Raw genomic sequence first — 22,122 nt, 5'->3', positions numbered from 1 at the left:
AAGTTCGATGTGCGGAATTGTTGGAATCGTCGGCAAACAGGATGTGGCCCAGCGCCTGTTCGATGGGCTCAAGCGGCTCGAATATCGCGGCTATGATTCCGCCGGCATCGCCACCCTCCACGACAATGAGATCGAACGGCGCCGTGCCGAGGGCAAATTGGTCAACCTCGCCGCGCGGCTGGCCGAAAGCCCATTGCCCGGCACGATCGGCATCGCCCATACCCGCTGGGCCACCCATGGCGCGCCGACCGAGGACAACGCCCATCCGCATATCGTCGGCGACGTCTCGATCGTCCACAACGGCATCATCGAGAATTTCAAACCCCTGCGCGACGAACTCATCGCCGAGGGCCGCGAGTTCAAGAGCCAGACCGACACCGAAGTCGTCGCGCACCTCGTCAGCCGCGAGCTCGAACGCGGCAGCGGCCCGCGCGATGCGGTCGCCGCCGTCCTGCCGAGGCTCCACGGCGCGTTCGCGGTGGCCTTCCTGTTCCGCAACCAGCCCGATCTGCTGATCTGCGCCCGGCTCGGCGCGCCGCTCACCGTCGGCTATGGCGAGGGCGAGAATTATCTCGGCTCCGACGCGCACGCGCTCGCTTCGCTCACCCAGCGCATCGCCTATCTCGACGAAGGCGACTGGGCGGTGCTCACGCGCGACACGATCGAAGTCTTCGATCGCGACAACAATCCCGTCGAGCGTCCGATCGTCGCCTCGGGCGTGTCGGCGGCTTTGATCGACAAGGGCAATCACCGCCACTTCATGCTCAAGGAGATCTACGAGCAGCCGGTGGTCGTGGCGCAGACCTTGGCGTCGTACATCCGCCCGGTCGAGCAGAAGGTCGCATTGCCCGATATGAGCTTCGATCTGAGCAAGATCGAGCGCGTCGCGATCGTCGCCTGCGGCACCGCGTCTTATGTCGGGATGATCGGCAAATACTGGATCGAGCAGTTCGCGCGGCTGCCGGTCGAAGTCGATGTCGCTTCCGAGTTCCGTTACCGCGATCCGGTTCTCCTTCCGAATACGCTCGGCGTGGTGGTCAGCCAGTCGGGCGAGACCGCAGACACGCTCGCGGCGCTCCGCCACATGAAGGCGAACGGCGTGACCACCGCGGGCATCATCAACGTGCCGACCAGCTCGATGGCGCGCGAAGTCGATCTGCTGCTCTCGACCCACGCCGGGCCCGAGATCGGGGTCGCCTCGACCAAGGCGTTCACTTGCCAGCTTTCGGTAATGGCCGCGCTCGCGGTCAATCTCGCCCGCGCCAAGGGCAAGCTCGCCGAGGATACCGAGCGCGAGATCGTCCGCCACCTGATCGAGGCGCCCGCGGCGATCAACGCCGCGCTGGCGCATGATTCCGAGATCGAGGGCATGGCGCACACCATCGCCGCCGCGCGTGACGTGCTCTATCTCGGCCGCGGCCCCGATTATCCGCTGGCGCTCGAAGGTGCGCTCAAGCTCAAGGAAATCAGCTATATCCACGCCGAGGGCTATGCCTCGGGCGAGATGAAGCACGGGCCGATCGCATTGATCGACGACAGCGTGCCGCTGATCGTCCTCGCGCCCTCGGGACCGCTGTTCGACAAGACCGTCTCCAACATGCAGGAGGCCAAGGCGCGCGGCGCCAGAGTCGTGCTGATCTCGGATGCCGAAGGCTTGGCGCTGGCCGGCGACGACGCGCTGGCGACGATCGAGATGCCCAGTGTCCATCCGCTGATCGCGCCGCTCGTCTATGCGGTGCCGGTGCAGTTGCTGGCCTATCATGTCGCCGTGGCCAAGGGCACCGACGTCGATCAGCCGCGCAACCTCGCAAAGTCGGTCACGGTCGAATAGTTACCGGAGCAGGGCCTTCAGCGCGGCGTCGATATCCCTTTCGCGATAAGGCTTCTCGATCAGCGGGAGTGTCTCGAAACCTTCGGGCAGGGTGCCGTAGCCGCTCGCGAAGACGAAGGGCACGCCGCGCAGACGCAGCGCCTCGGCGATCGGGGTGCTGCGCTCGCCGCCCAGATTGATGTCGAGGATCGCCGCGCCGAGCGTTTCGCTCTCGGCCAAGGCAAGCCCGTCGGCCAATCTCCCCACCGGCCCCACCGTCTCACAGCCGAGGCCCGCCAATATGTCCTCGAGGCACATCGCCACCACCGGCTCGTCTTCGACGACGAGGACGCGCAGCGCGCCGTAACCGCTCATTCGGCACCTTCGGGCAATGGCGCGTCGACAGTGCAGACCAGGCCTTCCGGCCGGAAATCGATCTTGACCGCCCCGCCGAATTCGGCCGCGAGCCCGCGTTCGATCATCCGCGTGCCGAAACCGCGCCGGGCGGGGACTGCGACTTTCGGGCCGCCACGCTCCTCCCACAGCAGCGACAACCGTGCGGGATGGTCGCCCGTTCGCGCCCAGCGGATCGCCACGCGACCCTCCGGCCGCGACAGGGCGCCGTGCTTGACGGCGTTGGTGGCAAGCTCGTGGATCGCCAGCGCGAGGGTGATCGCGGTCTTGGGCAGGATCGGCAGATCGGGCCCTTCGAGCTCGAAGCACCCGGCATCGCCGCCATGCGGTGCGACCGCATCGCCGATGATCTGTGCCATCGACACCGCCCCCCAATGCTCGCGCGTGAGCAGATTGTGCGCCTCGGAGAGCGCGGCGAGCCGGCCCTCGAACGCGGCGCGCGCGGCCGTCGGGTCGGTACCGGCCTTGAAGGTCTGCTGGGCGATGCCCTGGACGATCGCCAGCGTGTTCTTCACGCGGTGGTTGAGTTCATCGACGAGCAGCCGGAGATGCGTCTCGGCACGCTTGGCCTCGGTCATGTCGCGGCCGATCGCATGGAGCGCGGTCGGCTTGCCCTCGGCATCGGTGGTCAGCTGCGAGTTGATCTCCCAGATCAGCGGCCGGCCGTCGCGTGCGCGCACGGTGACGGTCAATCGCGTGCTGCCGCCCTCACGCATTTTCTGGTTGAACGCTTCCATGCTCAACGCGAGCTGATCGGGGTCCATGAAGTCGCCGATCGAGGCCCCGATCACTTCGTCTTCGGCATAGCCCAGGGCCGCGAGCACGGCAGGATTCACCGAAGTGATCTTCTGATCCAGCGTGGTGGTGATCAGGAAGTCGTTCGCCTGCTCGAAGATCGTCCGAAAGCGCGCCTCGCTTTCGCGGAGTTCGGCTTCGGCGCGCTTGCGATAGGTGATGTCGAACGAAATGCCGACGAAGCGGCTCGGCCGCCTGTCCTCGTAGTCGATGCGGCTGCCGTGACTCTGGAGCCAGCGCTCTTGTCCATCGTCGGCGCGGCTGACGCGATACTCTATCGTATAGGGGGTGCCGGTGTCGAAGCAGTTCTGTGCTGCGGCGCGGACCATTTCCCGATCCTCGAAATGCACGCGTTCGAGCCATTCGTCGAAGCTGCCGCGGCTGCCCGTCCGCCGTTCCATCCCCAGCAGGTCGAAGCGATTGGGCGACCATTCGCCTTGCATCGTCTCGAGATCGAGCTCCCAGGCCGCCATCCCCGCGCTTTCGATGGCGAGGCGCAGGCTTTCCTCGCTCTTGCGCAACTGCGCCTCGGCCGCTCGGCGGCGGGTGACGTCGAGCGTCACCGCCAGCACGCCGAATGGCTGGCCATCGGCGCGACGGATCACCGAAACCGAATTGTTGACCCAGACGATTCCGCCGTCCTTGCGGATATAGCGTTTCTCGTGCGCATAGGGCGTGCCCTCGCGCACCGCCCGTTCGAACAGCGGTGCATTGGCGCCACGATCGTCGGGATGGGTGATGTCGAGCATCCCCATCTCCATCAGCTCGTCGCGGCTCCAGCCGGCGATCTCGCAGAAGCGATCATTCACGAGCGTGAACCGGCCTGCCATGTCGACCTGGCTGAAGCCGGCGGTCGACTGGTTGATGAAGGCGGAGAGCTGCGCCTCGCGTTCGCGTAGGGATAGCTCGGCTTCCTTCGCTTCGGTAATGTCATGCGCGACTCCGATGAAGCCGATATGCCGCCCCTGCGCGTCGCGGCGCGGCGAGGAGGTGGAGTGGAGCCAGCGCCATTCGCCTTTGACGTTGCGATAACGGCCTTCGAGATCGAAGGTCTCGAGGCTGGCCTCGCCGGCGATCGACTGCTGCACGATTTGCGCCGCGTCCTCGGGATGGATGATTGTGCGCCAGTCGAAGCGGAGCGCCTCGTCATAGGAGACGCCGAGGAACTCGACATAAGCGCGGTTGACGAAGCTGCGGGTGCGGTCGAGCCGGGTGACCCACACCGCCACCGGCGCGCTGTCCGCGATCAGGCGAAACTCGTCTTCCCCCACAGGAAGCGGCTCGAGCCCGAGTTCGGCTTCGGTCATTACCTGGTACGCACCCCCGAAAGCTGCGCTCGCAACCCTAATCGTAACGTCCGGGGAATCAACTGAAACACGTCAACCGCGCGGCATCGCCAGCACGGCCTGGGCGCGCTTCAGATGCGGCATGTCGAGCATCGCGCCGTCGAGTCCGATCGTGCCGGCGTCCGGGTTCGCGGCGAACGCCGCGACGATCCGCCCGGCGCGTTCCAGCTCCGCCTCGGATGGTGAGAAGGCGCGGTTGATCACCGGCACCTGATCGGGATGGATCGCCATCATGCCCCGGAAGCCGGCGCGCCGGGCCTTGGCGGCGATCTTGGCGAGGCCGTCGAGATCGCGGAAATCGCCATGGATCGTCTCGATCGGTGTCACGCCCGCTGCCGCGGCGCCTGCCAGCGCCAGCGCGCGGAAGAGTTGGTAGGGGAAGTCGTATTCGCCATTTTCGTCGCGATTGTCCGTCGCGCCGAGTGCGGTCGCGCTGTCCTCGGCGCCCCAGGTGAGCGCGGTGAGGCGGGGGCAGCCGGCATAGTCGCCGAGGCCGAACAGGGCAGGCGCGGTCTCGGCCGCGACGACGATCGTGCGGATTGCGCCGGGCGCGATGCCCGACGCGGCTTCGAGCGCGGTGAGGTAATGATGGAGGCGATCGGCTTCGGCGCGCGTCGCTTTGGGGAGCATGATCCCGTCGGGGGAAGCGGGGACGATCGCGGCGAGGTCGGCGAGCGCATGTTCGCTGTCGAGCGGGTTGATCCGCACCCATTGCGGCTGCGCTCGCGCGGCGGCGCGCAGATGCCCGGCGACCAGCCTGCGCGCTTCCGCCTTGTTTGCCGGCGCCACCGCGTCTTCGAGATCGAGCAGCACCAGGTCGGCGCCGCTTGCGCCGGCCTTGGTCAACTTCCGTTCGGAATCGCCTGGCGCGAAGAGCAGGGAGCGTGCGATCAGCGGTTCGGCCATGGATCCTCCAAATTCGGTCGACAGACCTAGAGCGCGGAGGAGCGCGGGTAAACCGTGCGGGGCCCAGCCGAAGCCGTGAGGGATTGGTGACGGCTTCGGCTTGCTCCCTGGGCAATGCCCCTCCGGTAAGGAGAGGCGGCACTCGGTACGGGCGAAGGCCTCAGGGAGGCAGAGGCATCCGCGAACAGACTTCTAGACCGCATATCGCGCGGAGTCCGCTCGGGAGTAATCCGTTATGGGTTTGTACCAGGGTCTTAACGACGTGCGGTCGCCGCCACCGCTGGGCCCGGACCGAATTTTACCCCGCGTTAACGCTGTTCGCTTACCTTGTTTCGGTGCGGAAAAAGGGGATTGGGGCATCGTGCGCATTCTGATCGTGGACGACGAACCGGGAATGCACGAATCCTATCGGCAGTGCTTCGCGGCGTCGCGCCAGAGCGATGGCGAAGCCGTGCTGGATGCGATGGCCGCCGAACTGTTCGGCGACGCCGTGCCCGCCGAACCCGAAGATCCGACGCCCCAATTCGTCTGCGATCACAAGATGCAGGGGCTCGACGCGGTCGCCGCTGTCGAGGAATCGCTCCGGTCGGGCGAGCGCTATGCCGTCGCATTCATCGACATCCGCATGCCCCCCGGGATCGACGGCAAGGAAACCGCGCGCCGCATCCGCCTGGTCGATCCCGACATCAATCTCGTCATCGTCACCGGCTTTTCCGATTTTTCGCCGATCGACATCAGCCGCGCCGCGGGACCGGCAGATAAGATCTTCTACATCGCCAAGCCCTTCCAGGCCGAGGAAGTCCTCCAGACCGCGACTGCGCTCGCCCATCGCTGGCAGGTCGATCTCGACCTCAAGGCGGCGATGGCGTTGCTCGAGGAACAGAAGCTCGAACTCGCCGCGAACGAATCGCGCGCCATCCATATGGCCAACCATGATTCGCTGACCGACGCGCCCAACCGGCTCGCCTTCCTTCATGCGCTGGGGCAGGCAGTGAGAGGCGAGCATTGCTTCGCGATGGCGATGATGGACCTCGATCGCTTCAAGCTGGTCAACGACACGCTGGGCCATCTCGCCGGCGACGAGCTGATCCGCATGATCTGCGAGGTCCTGCAGCAGAATGTGCCCGCGGGCGGCTTCGTCGCACGGCTGGGCGGCGACGAGTTCGCGATGCTGATGCAGGTGACCGGCGAAGACGAGGCGGTGATGCTGTGCGAGCGGCTGCTCAAGGCATGCAGCGCGAGCTTCAAGGTGTTCGGCCATTCGGTGCAGGGCGGCGCTTCGGTCGGGCTGATCGTCGTCGAGCCGGGCAGCATCGGCGATCCGGTCGACGTCATGCGCCGCGCCGATCTCGCGCTCAACGAGGCCAAGCGCCAGGGCCGCGGCTGCGTGCGGCTGTTCGCCGAGAGCATGGACGAATCGATCCGCTTCCGCCGCCAGATCGAGACCGGGCTTTCCGAAGCGATCGCCAAGGGCGAATTGAAGCTCGTCTTCCAGCCGATCGTCGGCCGCGGGCTGGAGATCACCGGCTTCGAGGCGCTGATCCGTTGGTGCAGCCCCGAATATGGCATGGTCCCGCCGGCGATGTTCATTCCGATCGCCGAGGAATCGAACCTGATCCACGAACTGGGCGATTGGGTGATCGATCGCGCGATCGAGGCGCTCGAGACCTGGCCGGGCCAATATGTCTCGGTCAATTTCAGCCCGCGCCAGTTCCGCAGGCACAATTTCGTGGCGCATGTCGTGGAGCGCGTCGCCAGCGCGGGCGTCGTGCCCGGACGCTTCCAGATCGAGATCACCGAGACCGCGATCTTCGACAATGTCGAGCGCGCCGCCGAAATCCTGTTCAAGCTCCGCCAGATGGGCTTTCGCATCGCGCTCGATGATTTCGGCACCGGCTATTCGTCGCTCTACAATATCCGCCGCTTCGCGCTCGATTGCCTCAAGATCGACCGCAGCTTTGTCGACGGCATGGGCCGCGAGCGCGAGAGCGCCGCGATCGTCCATTCGGTGATCCATCTCGGTCGCGCGCTGGGCCTGGAAGTCGTGGCCGAAGGCGTCGAGACCGAAACCCAGCTCCAGGCACTGCGCGTCGCCGGCTGCAGCCATATGCAGGGCTATCATCTCTCGCGCCCGGTCGATGCCGAGGATGCGCTGGCGCTCGCGCAGCGGGGCAGCCTTTCTGCCGAAGCGGGCCCGGAGATCGAGGCTGCGGGCGACGGGACGAACGGCTGATGCCGGATACGGAGCGCCTGCGCCCGCCGCGGTCGCTCGGCGCCCAGCTCGTCCTGATACTGACCGGTGTCGGGCTGCTCGGTGCGACGACGCTCACGCTCTTGCTCGCGACGGTCATCACGCCGAGCTTCAACCATCTCGAGCACACGGCCGAGGCGGCGCATGTCGCGCGCACGCAGGCGGTGATCGAAGATCTCGCGGTCAAGGTCGAGAATGCGGTTCGCGACTATGGCGACTGGAATTCCTCGTGGAACTATATGGCCGCGCCCAGCCGTGCGTTCGAAGAGGAGAGCTTCTCGACGCTGGCGATGGTCAATCTCGACGTCAACGGCATGGCCTATGTCCGCTCCGATCGCTCGATCGTGATCGCGCGCTGGATCGATGTCGCACACGAGGCCGATGTGCCGCCGATGCGCACCGCGCTCATCGGCGCGATCCGACGGCTTGATTTCGAGGGCGCGCTCCGGGGTCGAAATTCGGCCGGCTTCTATCTCCGCCTTGGCGACACGCTCGCCGCGGTCGGTATCGCGCGGGTGCGCCGCAGCGACGGCAGCGGGAGTCCGCGCGGCTATGTGCTGATGGCGCGGACAGTGACTTCGGCGCAGTTGAGCACCTTGCTCCAGCTCAAGGCGAGCTTCATTGCGCCGGTCGAAGAGGTGACCGTGACCCCGACATCCTCGCGCACTCGCATCGCCGTGCCGGTGCCGGGGCCCGACCGCCGCGCGATCGCCACTGCCGCCTACAGCGTGCCGCGCGATCTCTCGATGCTCGGCAAGCGGATGTTGGTCCTCGCGGTGCTCGCGTCGACGTTGCTGCTGGCGGTGCTGCTGCTGGTGTTGCGGCGGGTGATTACGCGGCTGGTGCTGCAGCCGCTCCATCGCGTCGAGCGCCATATGGGATTGGTCCGAAGCTCGGGCACGCTGAGCCTGCTCACCGGGCGCTCGCGCGACGACGAGATCGGCAGCCTCGTCACCAGCTTCAACTCGATGCTCCGGCAGCTCAAGGATCTGCGCGAGCAGCTCGAGGTGCAGAGCTTCACGCTCGGCCGGAGCGAAAGCGCGGTCGCGGTGATGCACAATGTCCGCAACGCGCTGAACCCGGTGACGACGGTGCTGAGCCAGGGGCTCGATCGCTCCGCCGCGATCAATCGCGCGACGATCGACAAGGCGCTGGCCGAGCTCGCCGACCACAGCGTGGCGCCGGATCGCCGCGCGAAACTGGTCGCTCTGCTCGCCGCCGCATTCGATGCGATCGAGCGTGAGCGTGAGGATCGTCGCGCGCAGCTCGGCGTCGGGCGCGATGCGTTGCGCCACGTGCTCCAGATCATCGGCGAGCAGCAGGAGGCGGCGCATGAGCGTCCGCCCCTCGCCACCTGCGACATCAGCGACATCGTCGCCCAGAACGCCACCATCGCGCGCTATTCGGGCGAGAACTCGGTTGCCTTCAGCTTCCCGGCCAAGCCGCACTGGGTGCTGGCGAACCGCGTGATCCTCAGCCAGGTGGTCGGAAACCTGTTCTCCAATGCGGCTGAGGCAATCGCGGCGACGGGCAAAGGCGGGGGAAGCATCGCCGTGTCGATCAAGGAAAAAGGCGACAAGGTCGAAATCGTCATCCGCGACGATGGCGAGGGCTTCGATCCCGCGCTGGCGCCGACGCTGTTCCAGCGCGGCTTCTCGACACGCCCGCACAAGTCCGGCGGGTTCGGGCTTCACTGGTGTGCCAATTCGATGCTTGCGATGGACGGCACGCTCGAGGTGTTGAGCGACGGCAAGGGGATGGGAGCGAGGGCGATCTTGAGACTGGGTGCCGCGCCCGTGGCCGATGCGGAGGAACTGGCGGCCTGACATTCGTGCTCTTGCTTTCGCAGGAGCACTGCAGAATCAGCCCGCCGCCCGTTTCTCCGTCACTTCGTCCCGCTGCAGATACGGCGCCACCAGATTGCGCGTGCGGAACCACTCCTGGCGTTCCGCATCCAGCGAATCGAAATTGCCGATCACGCGCCGGCAGCCGGGAGTCTTGCACTGACAGAGCATGTGCCAGTTCGATTCGCGCAACGTCGTCGAATAGTCCCAGCTGATCTCCTCGCCCGGCGCGATCGCGCAGATCGCCACCAGGAACACGCCGTCATCGCCGAAGCGCAGCCCCGCATTGGGCGCGCAGCTATGGTTGACCAGATCGTCGAGCCGGCCGGACGGCCCCATATAATGATCCGGCGTCACCTGGACGAAGCGATCGCCGCGCCCGCGCATCCGGCTCGGCACCTGGTCCGCGCGCAGCCGCTGGCCGGTGAATTCAAGCAGCACGTCTCCCTCGACGAAACCCGTCGCCGCGAACACGGCCTTGCCCAGATGGTTCTCGCCGACTCTGAAAAGATTGTTAGAGGGGCGATAGCGGTCGAAGAGGAAGAGCCCGCCGCGACGCACGCCGAACGATCGCAGCGGGTTGATTGTCGCCAGCCCGATCAGGAACCACACGCTGGCATGGCAGAGCAATTCGACCAGGATGTAGCCGAGCTCGGCCACCCCGAGCTCGGCGCCGCGCACCGCGATCAACAGGGTCGCGAGATCGCCGAACGTCCATAGCCCCCAGGCGGGCGATCGCTCGCGCGAACGATCGGTCCAGATGCTCGCCCAGGTCGGCCAGAAGCTCACCGGCACCGCGGCAACCACCAGCATGTGCGCCCAGAAGGCCTCTCGAAAAACCAGCCACAGCACCAAAGCGGTCAGGCAGGCGGCGATGCAGAAAGTGTCGGTGGGCGAGGGCGGCGACCAGGCGGAACGGTGCCAGATGCCGATCGTCACCAGAATACAAGCAGCGGCGGACAGCGCGAACACCCAGCTTTGCGGCGCGCCGGGGTTCACCGCGGCATAGGTCAGCGCCTCGAGCGTGGTCGCTGTCGCCCAGATCAGCCATGATGCGCGATTGGGGCGGATGGTCTGGCGGCGCAGCCCCAGCAGGTATGCGGCATAGCCCGCGAAGCTGAAGCCGATCGCCAGCAGGAACCAGATGCCCAAGAAACGCCCCTCCCCGAGACGGCGTTTACCATGTCCGTTGACTCTCGTCCACGCGCGACTCCGCGGAAATCCGCGAGTCGTGCTCCAATTCTCCCTCGCTTTATAGTCTGATGGCCACCTCACCCCGTTCGTTTCGAGCGAAGTCGAGAAACGGGTCCCGTGAACGCGTGAGGTTTCTCGACTTCGCTCGAAACGAACGGAAGGAGGATTTCAGCTTATGTCGTCTCTAGCGAGGGAGGATTCAGGCGGCGCAATCCTTCACCGCCGCCAGCACTGTCTCCGCCCATTCCTTCCGGCAGATCAGCAGATCCGGGATGCTCGTGTCGCGTTGGTTGTAGACGATCGGCGAGCCGTCGATCCGCGACGCGTGCAGCCCCGCTGCCAGCGCCACCGCGACGGGCGCGCAATTGTCCCATTGATGCTGCCCGCCGGTGTGGAGGTAGATCTCGGCCTCGCCGCGCACTACCGCCATCGCCTTGGCGCCGGCCGAGCCCATGCCGACCGGCTCGGCACCGATCCGGTCCGCCACGTCGATGCACAAGGCGCTCGGCCGTGTCCGGCTCACCAGCAACCGCGGCGGCGCCTGCGGCGCGGGGAGGGGGGGAGGGGCGTCGCTCGATAGCGTCAGGCCCAGTTTCGGCAGCGCCACCGCACCGCTCTCCGCGCGGCCGTCGACCGCCAGCGCGACATGCACCGCCCAGTCATCGCGCCGCTCGGCGAATTCGCGGGTGCCGTCCAGCGGATCGACGATCCACACGCGGCTTCGATCCAGCCGGGCGAGATCGTCGGCGGACTCCTCGGAAAGGATCGCATCGTCGGGCCGGGCCTCCCGCAGCCGCGCGAGGATCAGCGTATTGGCCTCGCGGTCGCCCCGATCGCCGCCCGCGCAGTCGCCCTGGATCCGCAGCAACAGCGCCCCCGCCTCGGCGGCGATGTCGCGTGCGAGTTCGGCGTCGGTCAAATCACCGGACTCCACGTTCCCATGATCGTCTCGACGATGCGCTCGGCGGCGGCCTCGGGGGTCTCCTTCGTCGTGTCGATCCGGATCTGCGGATTCTCCGGCGCTTCATAGGGGCTCGATATGCCCGTGAAGTTCGCGATCTCGCCTGCGCGTGCCTTGCGATACAGGCCTTTGGGATCGCGCTTCTCGGCTTCCGCGATCGGCGTGTCGATGAAGATCTCGAAGAAGTCGCCTTCGGGCAGCATCGCGCGCACCATCTCACGCTCGGCGCGGAAGGGCGAGATGAAAGCCGTCAGCACGATCAGCCCGGCATCGGTCATCAGCCTGGCCACTTCGCCGACGCGGCGGATATTCTCGACCCGGTCGGCGTCGGAGAAGCCGAGATCGCGGTTGAGCCCGTGGCGGATATTGTCGCCGTCCAGCAGGAAGCTGTGCTTGCCCATCGCGTGCAGCTTCTTCTCGACCAGATTGGCGATGGTCGACTTGCCCGAGCCCGAAAGCCCGGTGAACCAGAGCAGGCGCGCGCGCTGACCCTTTTGCGCGGCATGCGCCTCGCGCGTGATCTCCACTGCCTGCCAATGCACGTTCTGCGCGCGCCGCAGCGCATGGTGCAGCATGCCCGCCGCGACGGTCGCGTTCGACACCTTGTCGATCAGGATGAACCCGCCGAGATCGTGGCTGTCGGCATAGGGCTCGAAGACGATCCCGCGATCCGCGGCGATTTCCGCGACGCCGATGTCGTTGAGCTTGAGCGTGCGCGCCGAAACATGCGCGAGCGTGTTGACGTCGATCGCATGCTCGGGCTCGCGAACGGTCACGCTCACCGTCTGCGTGCCGAGCTTGAGCCAATAAGCGCGGCCGGGCAGCAGATCGGCCTGGTCCATCCAGACGATCGTCGCCTTGAACTGATCGGCCACCTGCGGCGGTGCATCGGCTGCCGCGATCACGTCGCCGCGCGAGCAATCGATTTCGTCGGCCAGCGTCAGCGTGACGGATTCGCCCGCACCGGCCTCGCTACGGTCGCCGCCCATCGCGACGATCCGCGAGACCGTGGTGGTCCGGCCTGACGGGAGTATCCGGACCGTGTCGCCCGGCTTCACGGAACCGCTCGCGATCAATCCGGCAAAGCCGCGAAAGTCGAGGTTCGGGCGGTTCACCCACTGCACCGGAAGTCGGAACGGCCGGGCGCGGTCGGTGTCAACTTCGACGTCCACTTGTTCCAGTTGTTCCAGCAACGCCGGCCCACCGAACCACGGCGTATTGGCCGACAATCCGGTAATATTGTCGCCCTTGAACCCCGAGATGGGAATCGGCGTGAAATCCTTGATTCCGATCGATTCCGCGAAGCTGCGATAGTCTTCGACGATCGCGTCATAGGCCGCCTGATCATAGCCGATCAGGTCCATCTTGTTCACCGCGAGCACGATGTGCCGGATGCCGAGCAAGTGCGCGAGGTAGCTGTGCCGCCGCGTCTGGGTAAGCACGCCTTTCCGGGCATCGATCAGGATGACGGCGAGGTCGGCGGTCGAGGCGCCGGTGACCATGTTGCGGGTGTATTGTTCGTGCCCAGGCGTATCCGCGACGATGAACTTGCGTTTCTCGGTCGCGAAGAAACGATAGGCGACATCGATCGTGATGCCCTGCTCGCGCTCGGCGGCGAGCCCGTCGACCAGCAATGCGAAGTCGATCTCCTGCCCTTGCGTGCCCAGCCGTTTGCTGTCGGCTTCGAGGCTTGCGAGCTGATCCTCGAAGATCATTTTCGAATCGTAGAGCAAGCGCCCGATGAGCGTGGATTTTCCGTCGTCGACCGAGCCGCAGGTGATGAAGCGAAGCAGCGACTTGTTCTGGTGCAGTGTCAGATATGCCGAGATGTCGGACGCGATCAGCGCGTCGGGGCGATAGGAGGTCAAAAGTAGCCCTCCTGCTTCTTCTTCTCCATGCTCGCCGCCTGATCGTGGTCGATCGCGCGGCCCTGGCGTTCGGAGGTCGTTGTGAGCAGCATCTCCTGGATCACGTCCTCCAGCGTCGCGGCCTCGCTCTCGACTGCGCCGGTCAGCGGATAGCAGCCAAGCGTGCGGAACCGCACCGATCGTTCCACCGGCGTCTCGCCGGGCTCGAGCCGGAAGCGTTCGTCGTCCACCATCAGGATCAGTCCGTCGCGCTCGACCGTCGGGCGCGGTGCGGCGAAATAGAGCGGCACGATCTCGATCCCCTCCGCGAGGATATATTGCCAGATGTCGAGCTCGGTCCAGTTCGAGATCGGGAACACCCGCATGCTCTCGCTCTTGTTTTTCCGGGCGTTGTAGAGGTGCCAGAGCTCGGGGCGCTGGTTCTTGGGGTCCCAGCGGTGGCTGGCCGTGCGGAACGAGAAGACGCGTTCCTTGGCGCGGCTCTTCTCCTCGTCGCGCCGTGCGCCGCCAAAGGCCGCGTCGAAACCATATTTGTCGAGCGCCTGCTTCAGACCCTCGGTCTTCCACAGGTCGGTGTGCAGGCTGCCGTGGTCGAACGGGTTGATCCCCTGCGCCAGCGCGTCGGGATTCTGGTGCACGATCAGCTGCATCCCGGCGGCTTCCGCCGCCTTGTCGCGCAAGTCGTACATCGCCCGGAATTTCCACGTCGTGTCGACATGGAGCAGCGGGAAGGGCGGCGGCGCCGGATAGAATGCCTTCTTCGCCAGATGCAGCATCACGGCGCTGTCCTTGCCGATCGAATAGAGCATCACCGGCCGCTCCGCCTCGGCGACCACTTCGCGCAGGATGTGGATGCTCTCGGCCTCGAGGCGCTGAAGATGAGTGAGGGGTGGAAGAGACAAGTCGAATCCCGATTGCACTATATTGCCCGGCTAAAGCTTCGTGAACCTTCTGCCGCTATTTGACAGCGTGGATCTAGGGGGGAGGGGGCCTCGATTGCGAGGCGTTCCTAATTCGGAGCGGAGAAGAAAAATTGTCAGGTCATTTCCGCCGCAGCGGTGATCGCAGGCCGGAGCCACACGGCGTGAAGGGCATCATCCTCGCCGGTGGATCGGGCACGCGGCTCTATCCGGCGACGCTGTCGATCTCGAAACAGCTCCTGCCCGTGTTCGACAAGCCGATGATCTATTACCCGCTCTCGGTACTGATGCTGGCGGGCATCCGCGACATCTTGATCATCTCCTCCCCGCGCGACCTGCCGATGTTCCAGGCGCTGCTGGGGACCGGTGTCGCGTTCGGGATCAACCTGAGCTATGCGGTGCAACCGGAGCCCGAGGGGCTCGCCCAGGCCTTCCTGATCGGCGAGGAATTCCTCGCCGGCGGCCCCGCGGCGCTGATCCTCGGCGACAATATCTTCCATGGCGACGCGATGGGCGCGAAAGGCCACATGGCCGCGACAGCGGCGGCGGCCGGCGGCGCGACGGTTTTCGCCTATCAGGTCGAGGATCCCGAGCGTTACGGGGTGGTCAGCTTCGATCCCGAGACCGGCCGCGCCACGAATATCGTCGAGAAGCCCGCCAACCCCGCATCGCGCTGGGCAGTCACCGGTCTCTATTTCTTCGACCGCGACGTGGCCGCGATCGCCCGCGCCCTGAAGCCCTCGCAACGCGGCGAGCTCGAGATCACCGATGTGATCCGCGCCTATCTCGATCGCGGCGATCTGACCGTGAATCGCCTCGGCCGCGGCTATGCCTGGCTCGATACCGGCACGCATGACAGTTTGCACGAGGCGGGCGCGTTCGTCCGCACGATCGAGCACCGTCAGGGCATCAAGATCGCCTGCCCCGAAGAGATCGCTTTCGACCTCGGCTATCTGGGCGCCGACGCGATGCTCGATCGCGCCGCGATGATGGGCAAGACCGGCTATGCCGACTATCTCCGCCGGTGCGTGCAGGACGCCGCATGATCCGGCGTGTGCTCGTCACCGGCGGGGCCGGGTTCATCGGCTCGGCAGTATGTCGCCTGCTGGTCGCGCGCGGCTATCATGTCGTCTGCTTGGACAAGCTGACATATGCCGGCAACCGCGCATCGCTCCGCGACGTGGAGGCGACGCCCAATTTCCGATTCGTCGAGGCTGATATCGCCGACACCGTGACCGTACTCCGCCTGCTGCGTGACGAGCAGCTGCAGGGCATCATGCACCTGGCGGCAGAGACGCACGTCGATCGCTCGATCGATTCCCCGGCAGCGTTCGTCGAAACCAATGTCGTCGGCACGGTGCGACTGCTCGATGCCGCGCTCGAATATTGGCGCACGCTGCCGGCGCGCGAGCGGGAAGGTTTCCGTTTCCACCATGTCTCCACCGACGAAGTGTTCGGCGACTTGCCCTTCGACAGCGGCGTCTTCACCGAAACGACGCCCTATGCGCCATCCTCGCCTTATTCGGCGTCCAAGGCGGCATCGGATCATTTCGTCCGCGCATGGCACGAGACCTATGGCCTGCCGGTGGTGCTGTCGAACTGCTCGAACAATTACGGGCCCTGGCACTTCCCCGAAAAACTGATCCCGCTGACCATCCTCAATGCGCTCGAGGGCAAGCCGCTGCCGGTATATGGCCGCGGCGAGAATGTCCGCGACTGGCTGCATGTCGAGGATCACGCCGAAGCGCTCGAACGCGTGCTGACGCGCGGCAGGCCGGGCGAGACCTATCTGATCGGCGGCCGCGCGGAGGCTTCCAATCTGAGCGTCGTGGAATCGATCTGCGACATTCTCGACGAGCGTCAGCCGCTGGCCGGAATGAGTCGCCGGTCGCTGATCAGCTTCGTGGCGGATCGTCCCGGCCACGATCGCCGCTATGCGATCGATCCTGCGAAGGTCGAGCGCGAACTGGGCTGGACGCGGCGGGAAAACTTCGCATCGGGGCTTGCCCGAACAGTCGATTGGTATCTTGGCAATCGCTGGTGGTGGGAGCCGATCCGCGCATCGAAATACGCCGGCGAACGGCTCGGAAAAGTCGCCTGATCAGCCCGCTTTGGGCTTGCCGACGCCCACCAGCCTCAACCCGGCGCGCGCCGCTTCGGCCGGCGGATAGATGTTGCGCAGGTCCACCAGAAGCGGCGTCTTCAGCGTCTTGGCCATCCGGCCGAGATCCAGCGCGCGGAATTCGTCCCATTCAGTGACGATCACCAGCGCGTCCGCACCTTCTGCCGCGACATAGGGGCTCGCGGAGAACTCTACTCCGGGAAGCATCGGCCGTGCCTGCTCGACACCTTCGGGATCGTAAGCGCGCACCGTGGCGCCGGCGTCCTGCAACGCCGCGATCACCGACAGGCTCGGGGCATCGCGCATGTCGTCGGTGTTCGGCTTGAAGGTGAGGCCGAGCACCGCGACGGTCTTGTCGTGCGCGTCGCCACCCATCGCCTTGATCACCTTGCGGCCCATCGCGCGCTTGCGGGCGTCGTTTACCTGTACTGTCGCCTCGACGATGCGTTGCGGCGTTTCGTTGTCGGCCGCGGTCTTGAGCAGCGCCAATGTGTCCTTGGGGAAGCACGAGCCGCCATAGCCGGGGCCGGCGTGGAGGAATTTGGCGCCGATGCGATTGTCCATGCCGATCCCGCGCGAAACTTCCTGCACGTCGGCGCCGACGGCTTCGCAGAGATCCGCGATCTCGTTGATGAAGGTGATCTTGACCGCGAGGAACGCGTTGGCGGCGTATTTGATCAGTTCGGAAGTGCGGCGGCCGGTGAAGACGATCGGTGCGTTCTGGTTGAGCGACAGCGGCCGATAGATTTCGCGCATCACCTGACGTGCGTCTTCGTCGTCGGTGCCGACGACGACGCGGTCGGGCCGCTTGAAGTCCTCGATCGCCGCACCCTCGCGCAGAAATTCGGGGTTCGAAACGACTTTGGCGCCGCTGTGGGGCGCCACTTCGGCGAGAATCCGCTCGACTTCGTCGCCGGTGCCCACCGGAACGGTCGATTTGGTCACGATCACGCTCGGCCCGGTCAGGTTCTCCGCGATTTCGCGCGCCGCGGCATAGACATAGGAAAGGTCGGCATGGCCGTCGCCGCGTCGGCTGGGGGTGCCTACCGCAATGAACACTGCGTCGGCGTCCTTGACGCCCGCGCCCAGGTCCGTGGTGAAGGTGAGGCGGCCGGCCTTGACGTTCGACGCGACGAGTTCAGCGAGGCCGGGCTCGTAGATCGGCATCACATTCTGATGGAGCAACTCGATCTTGCGCGCGTCCTTGTCGACGCAGACGACCTCATGGCCGAAGTCCGAGAAGCAGGCGCCAGAAACCAGCCCCACATATCCCGTGCCGATCATCGCGATGCGCAATGCCAATCCTCCAATATCGGAACGGTAGCGCCTTAACCAAGAGCGCGCGGAGGGCAAGGGGAGGGATAGGCGCTGGCCCCGCCAGCGCAGCTTCTGCGGGCAACAAAAAAGCGGCTGAGTCCCAGCCGCTTCCTAAAAGTCGTCCGGGCCGGTCAGCACGCCTTCACAGCTGAAGGCGCCTCACTGCCGGCCCGGAAGTGACGAGTAAGGTCAGAACGGACGAATGTCTTCGCCGGTGCCCTTTTCGCGGAAAAGAAGGTCAAACGCTAACATCATTGATCTCCCATCGGCGCGCAACAACGCGCAATTCGACTGGTTAAGGAGAGATTAACAACGAATCAATCAGGATTTCTGCGGAATAGCGAAGGTTGGAAAACGTCAATCGGCTTCGATTTAACCCTTCCTTCAAGGGTCTGATCGTAGTCCTGCAACCATGTCAGGCGGGTCTGAGCCCTCGGTGCCCATAGGGGATGTAGCGTCGCGCGCGACCGCTTCATCGATGGAAGCCAATGGAATCGCAGCGAAAAGCGATGCACGAAGTGCGTCCAGAGCATATGCGCGCGAAGCGCTTGACGCGCCGACGACCCTGCGCGCACCCACGTCCGCGAGCCTGGCCGAGGGTAAAAAGCCCGTCCGCCCCCAATCGGGTTATTGGCGGATTCTGTCCCAATGTGAGATTCTGAATTTCGCGGCTCTGCGTCGCCATCTCGGTCGGCCGCGCGCCGACGCGCTGGTTCTAGACGTTGCGGCGCGAGTCGCGGAGGTACTTCCCGACGTCCGGATCCTTACTGCCGGCCGCGCGCTGATCGAGATCGGCTTCGAACGCGAGGCGCCCGAAGAGGGCGCCGCTGACATCGATCGGCTGCGTAAGGCGCTGGCCCGATCGTTCGATCTCGACGGCGAAGCATATCAGCTTCAGATGCAGTTCGGCGTGGCGGCGGCACCGTGCGAGGATTGCGACGATGTCCGCCTTACCGAGGCCGCCGAATCGGCGCTCGATCAGGCGCGCAGCGAAAAGAAGGTCGTCATGCTCGATCTGTCGCGCACCGACCTCGCCTTCGATCGTCTGACGCTGATGCGCGAACTTCCTCGCGCGATCGCCAATGGCGAGATGTTTCTGCAATATCAGCCAAAGGTCCATATCCGGCGTCAGGAGATCGCCAGCGCCGAGGCGTTGGTCCGCTGGCAGCATCCGCAGCGCGGCCTGATCCTGCCAGGGGACTTCATCTCGGTCGCCGAAGAGGCTGGCGAGATCGGCTCACTGACGATGTGGACCTTGCATCAGGTGATCGCGGATCAGAAGCGCTTCGCCGCCGAAGGCCATGACATCACGCTGTTCCTCAACATCTCTGGCATGCTGCTCGCCGATGCGGACTTCGTGAAGGAAGCCTGCGCGATCGTCTCGATCAGCGGCGCCAAGCTCGGCTTCGAGATCACCGAGACGGCGGTGATCCGCGATCCCGACAGCGCGATCCAGCATCTCCAGTCGTTCGCCGATATCGGCGTCCAACTCGCGATCGACGACTATGGCGCGGGGCTTTCCTCGCTCGCGTATCTCAAGCGCCTGCCGGCGAACGAGCTCAAGATCGACAAGATGTTCGTGATGCAGCTGACCAGCAGCAATCGCGATCCGCTGATCGTCCGCTCGACCATCGATCTCGCCCACGCGCTCGAGATGGAAGTCACCGCCGAAGGCGTGGAGACGCCGTCGGCGCTTGCGCTGCTCAGCGTGATGGGCTGCGATATGGTCCAAGGGTACCTTCTCTCGCGCCCGCTCGGCTTCGACGCCTTCCGCAAATATCTTGCCGACGAGGCCCATCTCACCAGCGCGGCCAATGTGCAGTCCTTCATCCGGCCCGAAAGCTTCTGGAAGCGCGCGTGATGCGGGCGCTGTTTCGTTCGCTCGCGCTAACTCTGTTTCTGGTCTGGAGCCTGCCGGCCCTTGCTGACGAGGTGCCCTTTCCCAAGCCGCTCCAGGCGCAGATCCAGGCGGCCAAGGAAAGCATGATGACCGATCAGGCACAGGCGCTGCGCCATGTCGGTCTCATTGACGGAATGGCGCAGCGCCTTCCTGATCAACGCCAGCGCGCCCTTGCGCTCGCCACCGCGCGCTGGTTGGGCGCGGAAGCCCATTTGCGCAGCGATGCTGCCGAGCGCGCCGCGCCGCTGCTGATCGATGGGCTGAAGCTGATCAGCGGGATCAGCGAGCCGCTGAAGCTGCGTGGCGACCTGCTCATGTCGCAGGGCGCGTTGAATATGCAGCGCAACGATGCAGTCAAGGCACTGGCCAATTATCAGGAAGCTTTCCGCATCTTCTCTGCCACCAGAGAGCTCCGTAGCCAGGCAATGGCGCTTCAGAACATCGGGGCGCTCTACAGCGTCGCAACCGACAATAACCGCGCCGAACAATATTATCGTCAGGCCGCAGAGCTATATGACGGGGACCCGACACTTTCACTTTCACTTCGCAACCGTCGCGGGAATATTCTTGCCACATTGGGCCGAAGTGCCGAGGCTGAAAAGGAATATGAAGCGGCGCTCCTGATCGCGCGCCAGCTCGACAAGCCTCTGCTGGAGGCGCGCATTTTGGTGAATCTCGCGCGCAACCAGGTTGATCTCAAGCGCTTTGAAGCAGCCGATCGCACGCTGGCGCGGGGCTTCAAACTGGTCAGTGCCTCCGATGCCGACCTCTTGCGACGACACTTGCTTGCCACAAGTGCCAGATTGGCGGCGGACCGGGGTGACAAGGCCGCTGCCGTGCGACTCATCCGCGAATGCTTCAGTGGCGTGGATTTGACCACGACTACCGGCGATTTCCGTATTTCGCATTTCTACGCATATGAAATCTTGCGCGATGCAGGCGATATCCGATCCGCCTTGGCGCATCTCGAGGCTATGAAACGCCTCGACGAGGAAACCACCAAGGTCGCCACTTCGACCGGTGCCGCGCTGATGGCAGCACGGTTCAATTCGGCCCGCCAGGAGGCGGCCATCGAGAAGCTCAAGACCGACGAGGCTCGCCGCACCGCCGCGTTCCAGCGCACCCTGTTCCTCAGCATCGGCGGCGCCACGCTCGTCATCATCGCGCTGCTGAGCTTCGGCTTGATCACGCTTCGCCGCAGCCGCAACCAGATCCGCGCGACCAACGTCGTGCTGGGCGACACCAATGTCGCGCTCGAAAAGGCGCTCAGGGCCAAGACCGAGTTCCTCGCCACCACGAGCCACGAGATCCGCACGCCGCTCAACGGCATCCTCGGCATGACGCAGGTCATGCTCGCCGATCCGAAGCTCGAGGCCGAGACACGCGATCGCATCGGCATCGTCCACGGCGCCGGGATGACGATGCGCAGCCTCGTCGACGACATTCTCGACGTCGCCAAGATGGAGACCGGCAACCTCACCGTCGAGGCCGTACCGCTCGACCTCTGTGCGACGTTGCGCGAAGTGACGCGGCTTTGGGAGGAGCAGGCGCGCGGCAAGGGTCTCACCTTCCGGCTCGAACTCACCCACGCGCCGGGCTGGATCGTCAGCGACGCGGGGCGCCTCCGCCAGATCGTCTTCAATCTCCTGTCGAACGCCATCAAGTTCACCGAACGCGGTGGCGTCACCCTGCGCGCCGTCGCCGAGGGGGAAGGTGACGCACGCCGGCTGCGGCTCGTCGTTACCGACACCGGCATCGGCATCCCGACCGACAAGTTCGAGGAAGTCTTCGAATCCTTCCGCCAGGTCGATGCCGGCACCACGCGCCAGTTCGGCGGCACCGGCCTCGGCCTCACCATCTGCCGCAACCTCGCCCGTGCGCTGGGCGGCGAGATCGCAGTGGAGAGCGTCGAAGGGCAGGGGGCCACTTTTACCGTCGATCTGCCGCTGGTGGCCGCCGAGGCGCCTGCCGAGGCCGCATCCGATACGCGCGCCGGGGGCACGATGGTGATCCTCGATCGCAACCCGATCGCTCGCAGCATACTGCGCACCCTGCTAGAGCCGAAAACGGCCTCGCTGCGTTTCGCCGCCACCACCGAAGAGGCGCTGTCGATGATCCAGGAGGGAGGCGTGACCCATCTGCTGCTCGATGAAGCGACGCTCAAGGCAGGCGACGCCGCAGTGCTGGAGGCCGTGACCACGCTCGCTGCGGCGAGCGCGCCCGCAATATGCGCGGTCCTGTGGATGAAGCCCGACATCGAGCTGCGGTCGCAACTTCTCGCTACAGGTATCGGTCAGGTCATCGAAAAGCCGATCGCCGGCGCCGCCTTGGTCGCTGCGATCATTCCGGACACGGAAGAAAATTCTGGACCGGGCGCCCCTGACCCGCTTGTGTCGCAGGCGGCTTAGCGCGATAGCACACTTTATATGATAAAAATGGTCGCCCCCTTTCCCTCGCTCCGCTCCGGCGGCAGC

At 65.3% G+C, this 22,122-nt stretch carries 15 protein-coding genes; 7 read left to right on the top strand and 8 right to left on the bottom strand.

Annotated features, from left to right (window positions below; genetic code table 11):
• Window positions 1-7: 7 nt before the first annotated feature.
• Window positions 8-1,831, top strand: coding sequence for a glutamine--fructose-6-phosphate transaminase (isomerizing) (gene glmS / locus BR78_RS0110070; RefSeq protein ID WP_029936384.1), 1,824 nt, complete (start codon window positions 8-10; stop codon window positions 1,829-1,831).
• Here glmS and BR78_RS0110065 read toward each other — a convergent pair whose 3' ends face one another.
• From BR78_RS0110065 to BR78_RS0110055, 3 genes are all read right to left on the bottom strand, one after another.
• A complete protein-coding gene (locus tag BR78_RS0110065; RefSeq protein WP_029936383.1) occupies window positions 1,832-2,185 on the bottom strand; it encodes a response regulator in 354 nt (117 codons plus the stop codon).
• Window positions 2,182-4,326, bottom strand: a complete 2,145-nt coding sequence (locus BR78_RS0110060; RefSeq protein WP_029936382.1) for a PAS domain-containing sensor histidine kinase — start codon at window positions 4,324-4,326, stop codon at window positions 2,182-2,184. Before BR78_RS0110060 ends, BR78_RS0110065 begins: the two co-directional genes overlap by 4 nt.
• A 72-nt stretch (window positions 4,327-4,398) precedes the next feature.
• On the bottom strand, window positions 4,399-5,271 hold the full coding sequence (locus BR78_RS0110055; protein WP_029936381.1) for an HpcH/HpaI aldolase/citrate lyase family protein: 873 nt from the start codon (window positions 5,269-5,271) through the stop codon (window positions 4,399-4,401).
• A gap of 361 nt (window positions 5,272-5,632) precedes the next feature.
• On the opposite strand from BR78_RS0110055, the gene BR78_RS0110050 reads away from it, so the two are divergent.
• Both BR78_RS0110050 and BR78_RS0110045 read left to right on the top strand, forming a co-directional pair.
• Window positions 5,633-7,504 (top strand): putative bifunctional diguanylate cyclase/phosphodiesterase, encoded by a 1,872-nt coding sequence (locus BR78_RS0110050; RefSeq protein WP_029936380.1) that lies wholly within the window; start codon window positions 5,633-5,635, stop codon window positions 7,502-7,504.
• Window positions 7,504-9,348: an ATP-binding protein gene (locus BR78_RS0110045; protein ID WP_029936379.1), complete on the top strand. Its 1,845-nt coding sequence runs from the start codon at window positions 7,504-7,506 to the stop codon at window positions 9,346-9,348. The genes BR78_RS0110050 and BR78_RS0110045 overlap by 1 nt, the downstream gene beginning before the upstream one ends.
• A 36-nt stretch (window positions 9,349-9,384) precedes the next feature.
• Here BR78_RS0110045 and BR78_RS0110040 read toward each other — a convergent pair whose 3' ends face one another.
• The 4 genes from BR78_RS0110040 to cysD form a co-directional block, all read right to left on the bottom strand.
• On the bottom strand, window positions 9,385-10,518 hold the full coding sequence (locus BR78_RS0110040) for an SET domain-containing protein (RefSeq protein WP_037566444.1): 1,134 nt from the start codon (window positions 10,516-10,518) through the stop codon (window positions 9,385-9,387).
• Window positions 10,519-10,759: 241 nt separating this feature from the next.
• Entirely contained in the window at window positions 10,760-11,479 is a 720-nt protein-coding gene (locus BR78_RS0110035; protein WP_029936377.1) for a 3'(2'),5'-bisphosphate nucleotidase CysQ, read from the bottom strand.
• Window positions 11,476-13,389 (bottom strand): sulfate adenylyltransferase subunit CysN, encoded by a 1,914-nt coding sequence (gene cysN, locus BR78_RS0110030; protein ID WP_029936376.1) that lies wholly within the window; start codon window positions 13,387-13,389, stop codon window positions 11,476-11,478. The genes BR78_RS0110035 and cysN overlap by 4 nt, the downstream gene beginning before the upstream one ends.
• The gene (cysD, locus tag BR78_RS0110025) at window positions 13,386-14,291 is read right to left on the bottom strand and encodes a sulfate adenylyltransferase subunit CysD (RefSeq protein ID WP_029936375.1); all 906 of its coding nucleotides are present in this window, start codon (window positions 14,289-14,291) and stop codon (window positions 13,386-13,388) included. Before cysD ends, cysN begins: the two co-directional genes overlap by 4 nt.
• A 182-nt stretch (window positions 14,292-14,473) precedes the next feature.
• Between cysD and rfbA the strand changes: the two genes are divergently transcribed.
• Window positions 14,474-15,355: a glucose-1-phosphate thymidylyltransferase RfbA gene (rfbA, locus tag BR78_RS0110020; RefSeq protein WP_029936374.1), complete on the top strand. Its 882-nt coding sequence runs from the start codon at window positions 14,474-14,476 to the stop codon at window positions 15,353-15,355.
• Window positions 15,352-16,410, top strand: a complete 1,059-nt coding sequence (rfbB, locus tag BR78_RS0110015) for a dTDP-glucose 4,6-dehydratase (RefSeq protein ID WP_025560891.1) — start codon at window positions 15,352-15,354, stop codon at window positions 16,408-16,410. Before rfbA ends, rfbB begins: the two co-directional genes overlap by 4 nt.
• Here rfbB and BR78_RS0110010 read toward each other — a convergent pair whose 3' ends face one another.
• Window positions 16,411-17,727 carry a UDP-glucose dehydrogenase family protein gene (locus tag BR78_RS0110010; protein ID WP_025560890.1) on the bottom strand — a complete coding sequence of 439 codons (1,317 nt, stop codon included), beginning with the start codon at window positions 17,725-17,727 and terminating at the stop codon, window positions 16,411-16,413.
• Between the two features lie 499 nt (window positions 17,728-18,226).
• Here BR78_RS0110010 and BR78_RS0110005 point away from each other — a divergent pair, with 499 nt between their 5' ends.
• Both BR78_RS0110005 and BR78_RS0110000 read left to right on the top strand, forming a co-directional pair.
• Window positions 18,227-19,609: a putative bifunctional diguanylate cyclase/phosphodiesterase gene (locus BR78_RS0110005; RefSeq protein WP_025560889.1), complete on the top strand. Its 1,383-nt coding sequence runs from the start codon at window positions 18,227-18,229 to the stop codon at window positions 19,607-19,609.
• Window positions 19,609-22,056 (top strand): tetratricopeptide repeat-containing sensor histidine kinase, encoded by a 2,448-nt coding sequence (locus BR78_RS0110000; protein ID WP_025560888.1) that lies wholly within the window; start codon window positions 19,609-19,611, stop codon window positions 22,054-22,056. Before BR78_RS0110005 ends, BR78_RS0110000 begins: the two co-directional genes overlap by 1 nt.
• The last annotated feature ends 66 nt before the right edge of the window (window positions 22,057-22,122 follow it).

Source organism: Sphingomonas sp. UNC305MFCol5.2, from assembly GCF_000712135.1.
GTDB lineage: Bacteria > Pseudomonadota > Alphaproteobacteria > Sphingomonadales > Sphingomonadaceae > Sphingomonas.
The sequence above is the reverse complement of the archived record's forward strand: the minus strand, read 5'-3'. Positions and strand labels throughout refer to the sequence as shown.

Coding starts and splice junctions, on each gene's coding strand:
- BR78_RS0110060 (WP_029936382.1), bottom strand. CDS start 4,326: ATGACCGAAGCCGAACTCGGGCTCGAGCCGCTTCCTGTGGGGGAAGAC.
- BR78_RS0110045 (WP_029936379.1), top strand. CDS start 7,504: ATGCCGGATACGGAGCGCCTGCGCCCGCCGCGGTCGCTCGGCGCCCAG.
- BR78_RS0110055 (WP_029936381.1), bottom strand. CDS start 5,271: ATGGCCGAACCGCTGATCGCACGCTCCCTGCTCTTCGCGCCAGGCGAT.
- BR78_RS0110065 (WP_029936383.1), bottom strand. CDS start 2,185: ATGAGCGGTTACGGCGCGCTGCGCGTCCTCGTCGTCGAAGACGAGCCG.
- rfbB (WP_025560891.1), top strand. CDS start 15,352: ATGATCCGGCGTGTGCTCGTCACCGGCGGGGCCGGGTTCATCGGCTCG.
- glmS (WP_029936384.1), top strand. CDS start 8: ATGTGCGGAATTGTTGGAATCGTCGGCAAACAGGATGTGGCCCAGCGC.
- BR78_RS0110000 (WP_025560888.1), top strand. CDS start 19,609: ATGCGGGCGCTGTTTCGTTCGCTCGCGCTAACTCTGTTTCTGGTCTGG.
- BR78_RS0110005 (WP_025560889.1), top strand. CDS start 18,227: ATGGAAGCCAATGGAATCGCAGCGAAAAGCGATGCACGAAGTGCGTCC.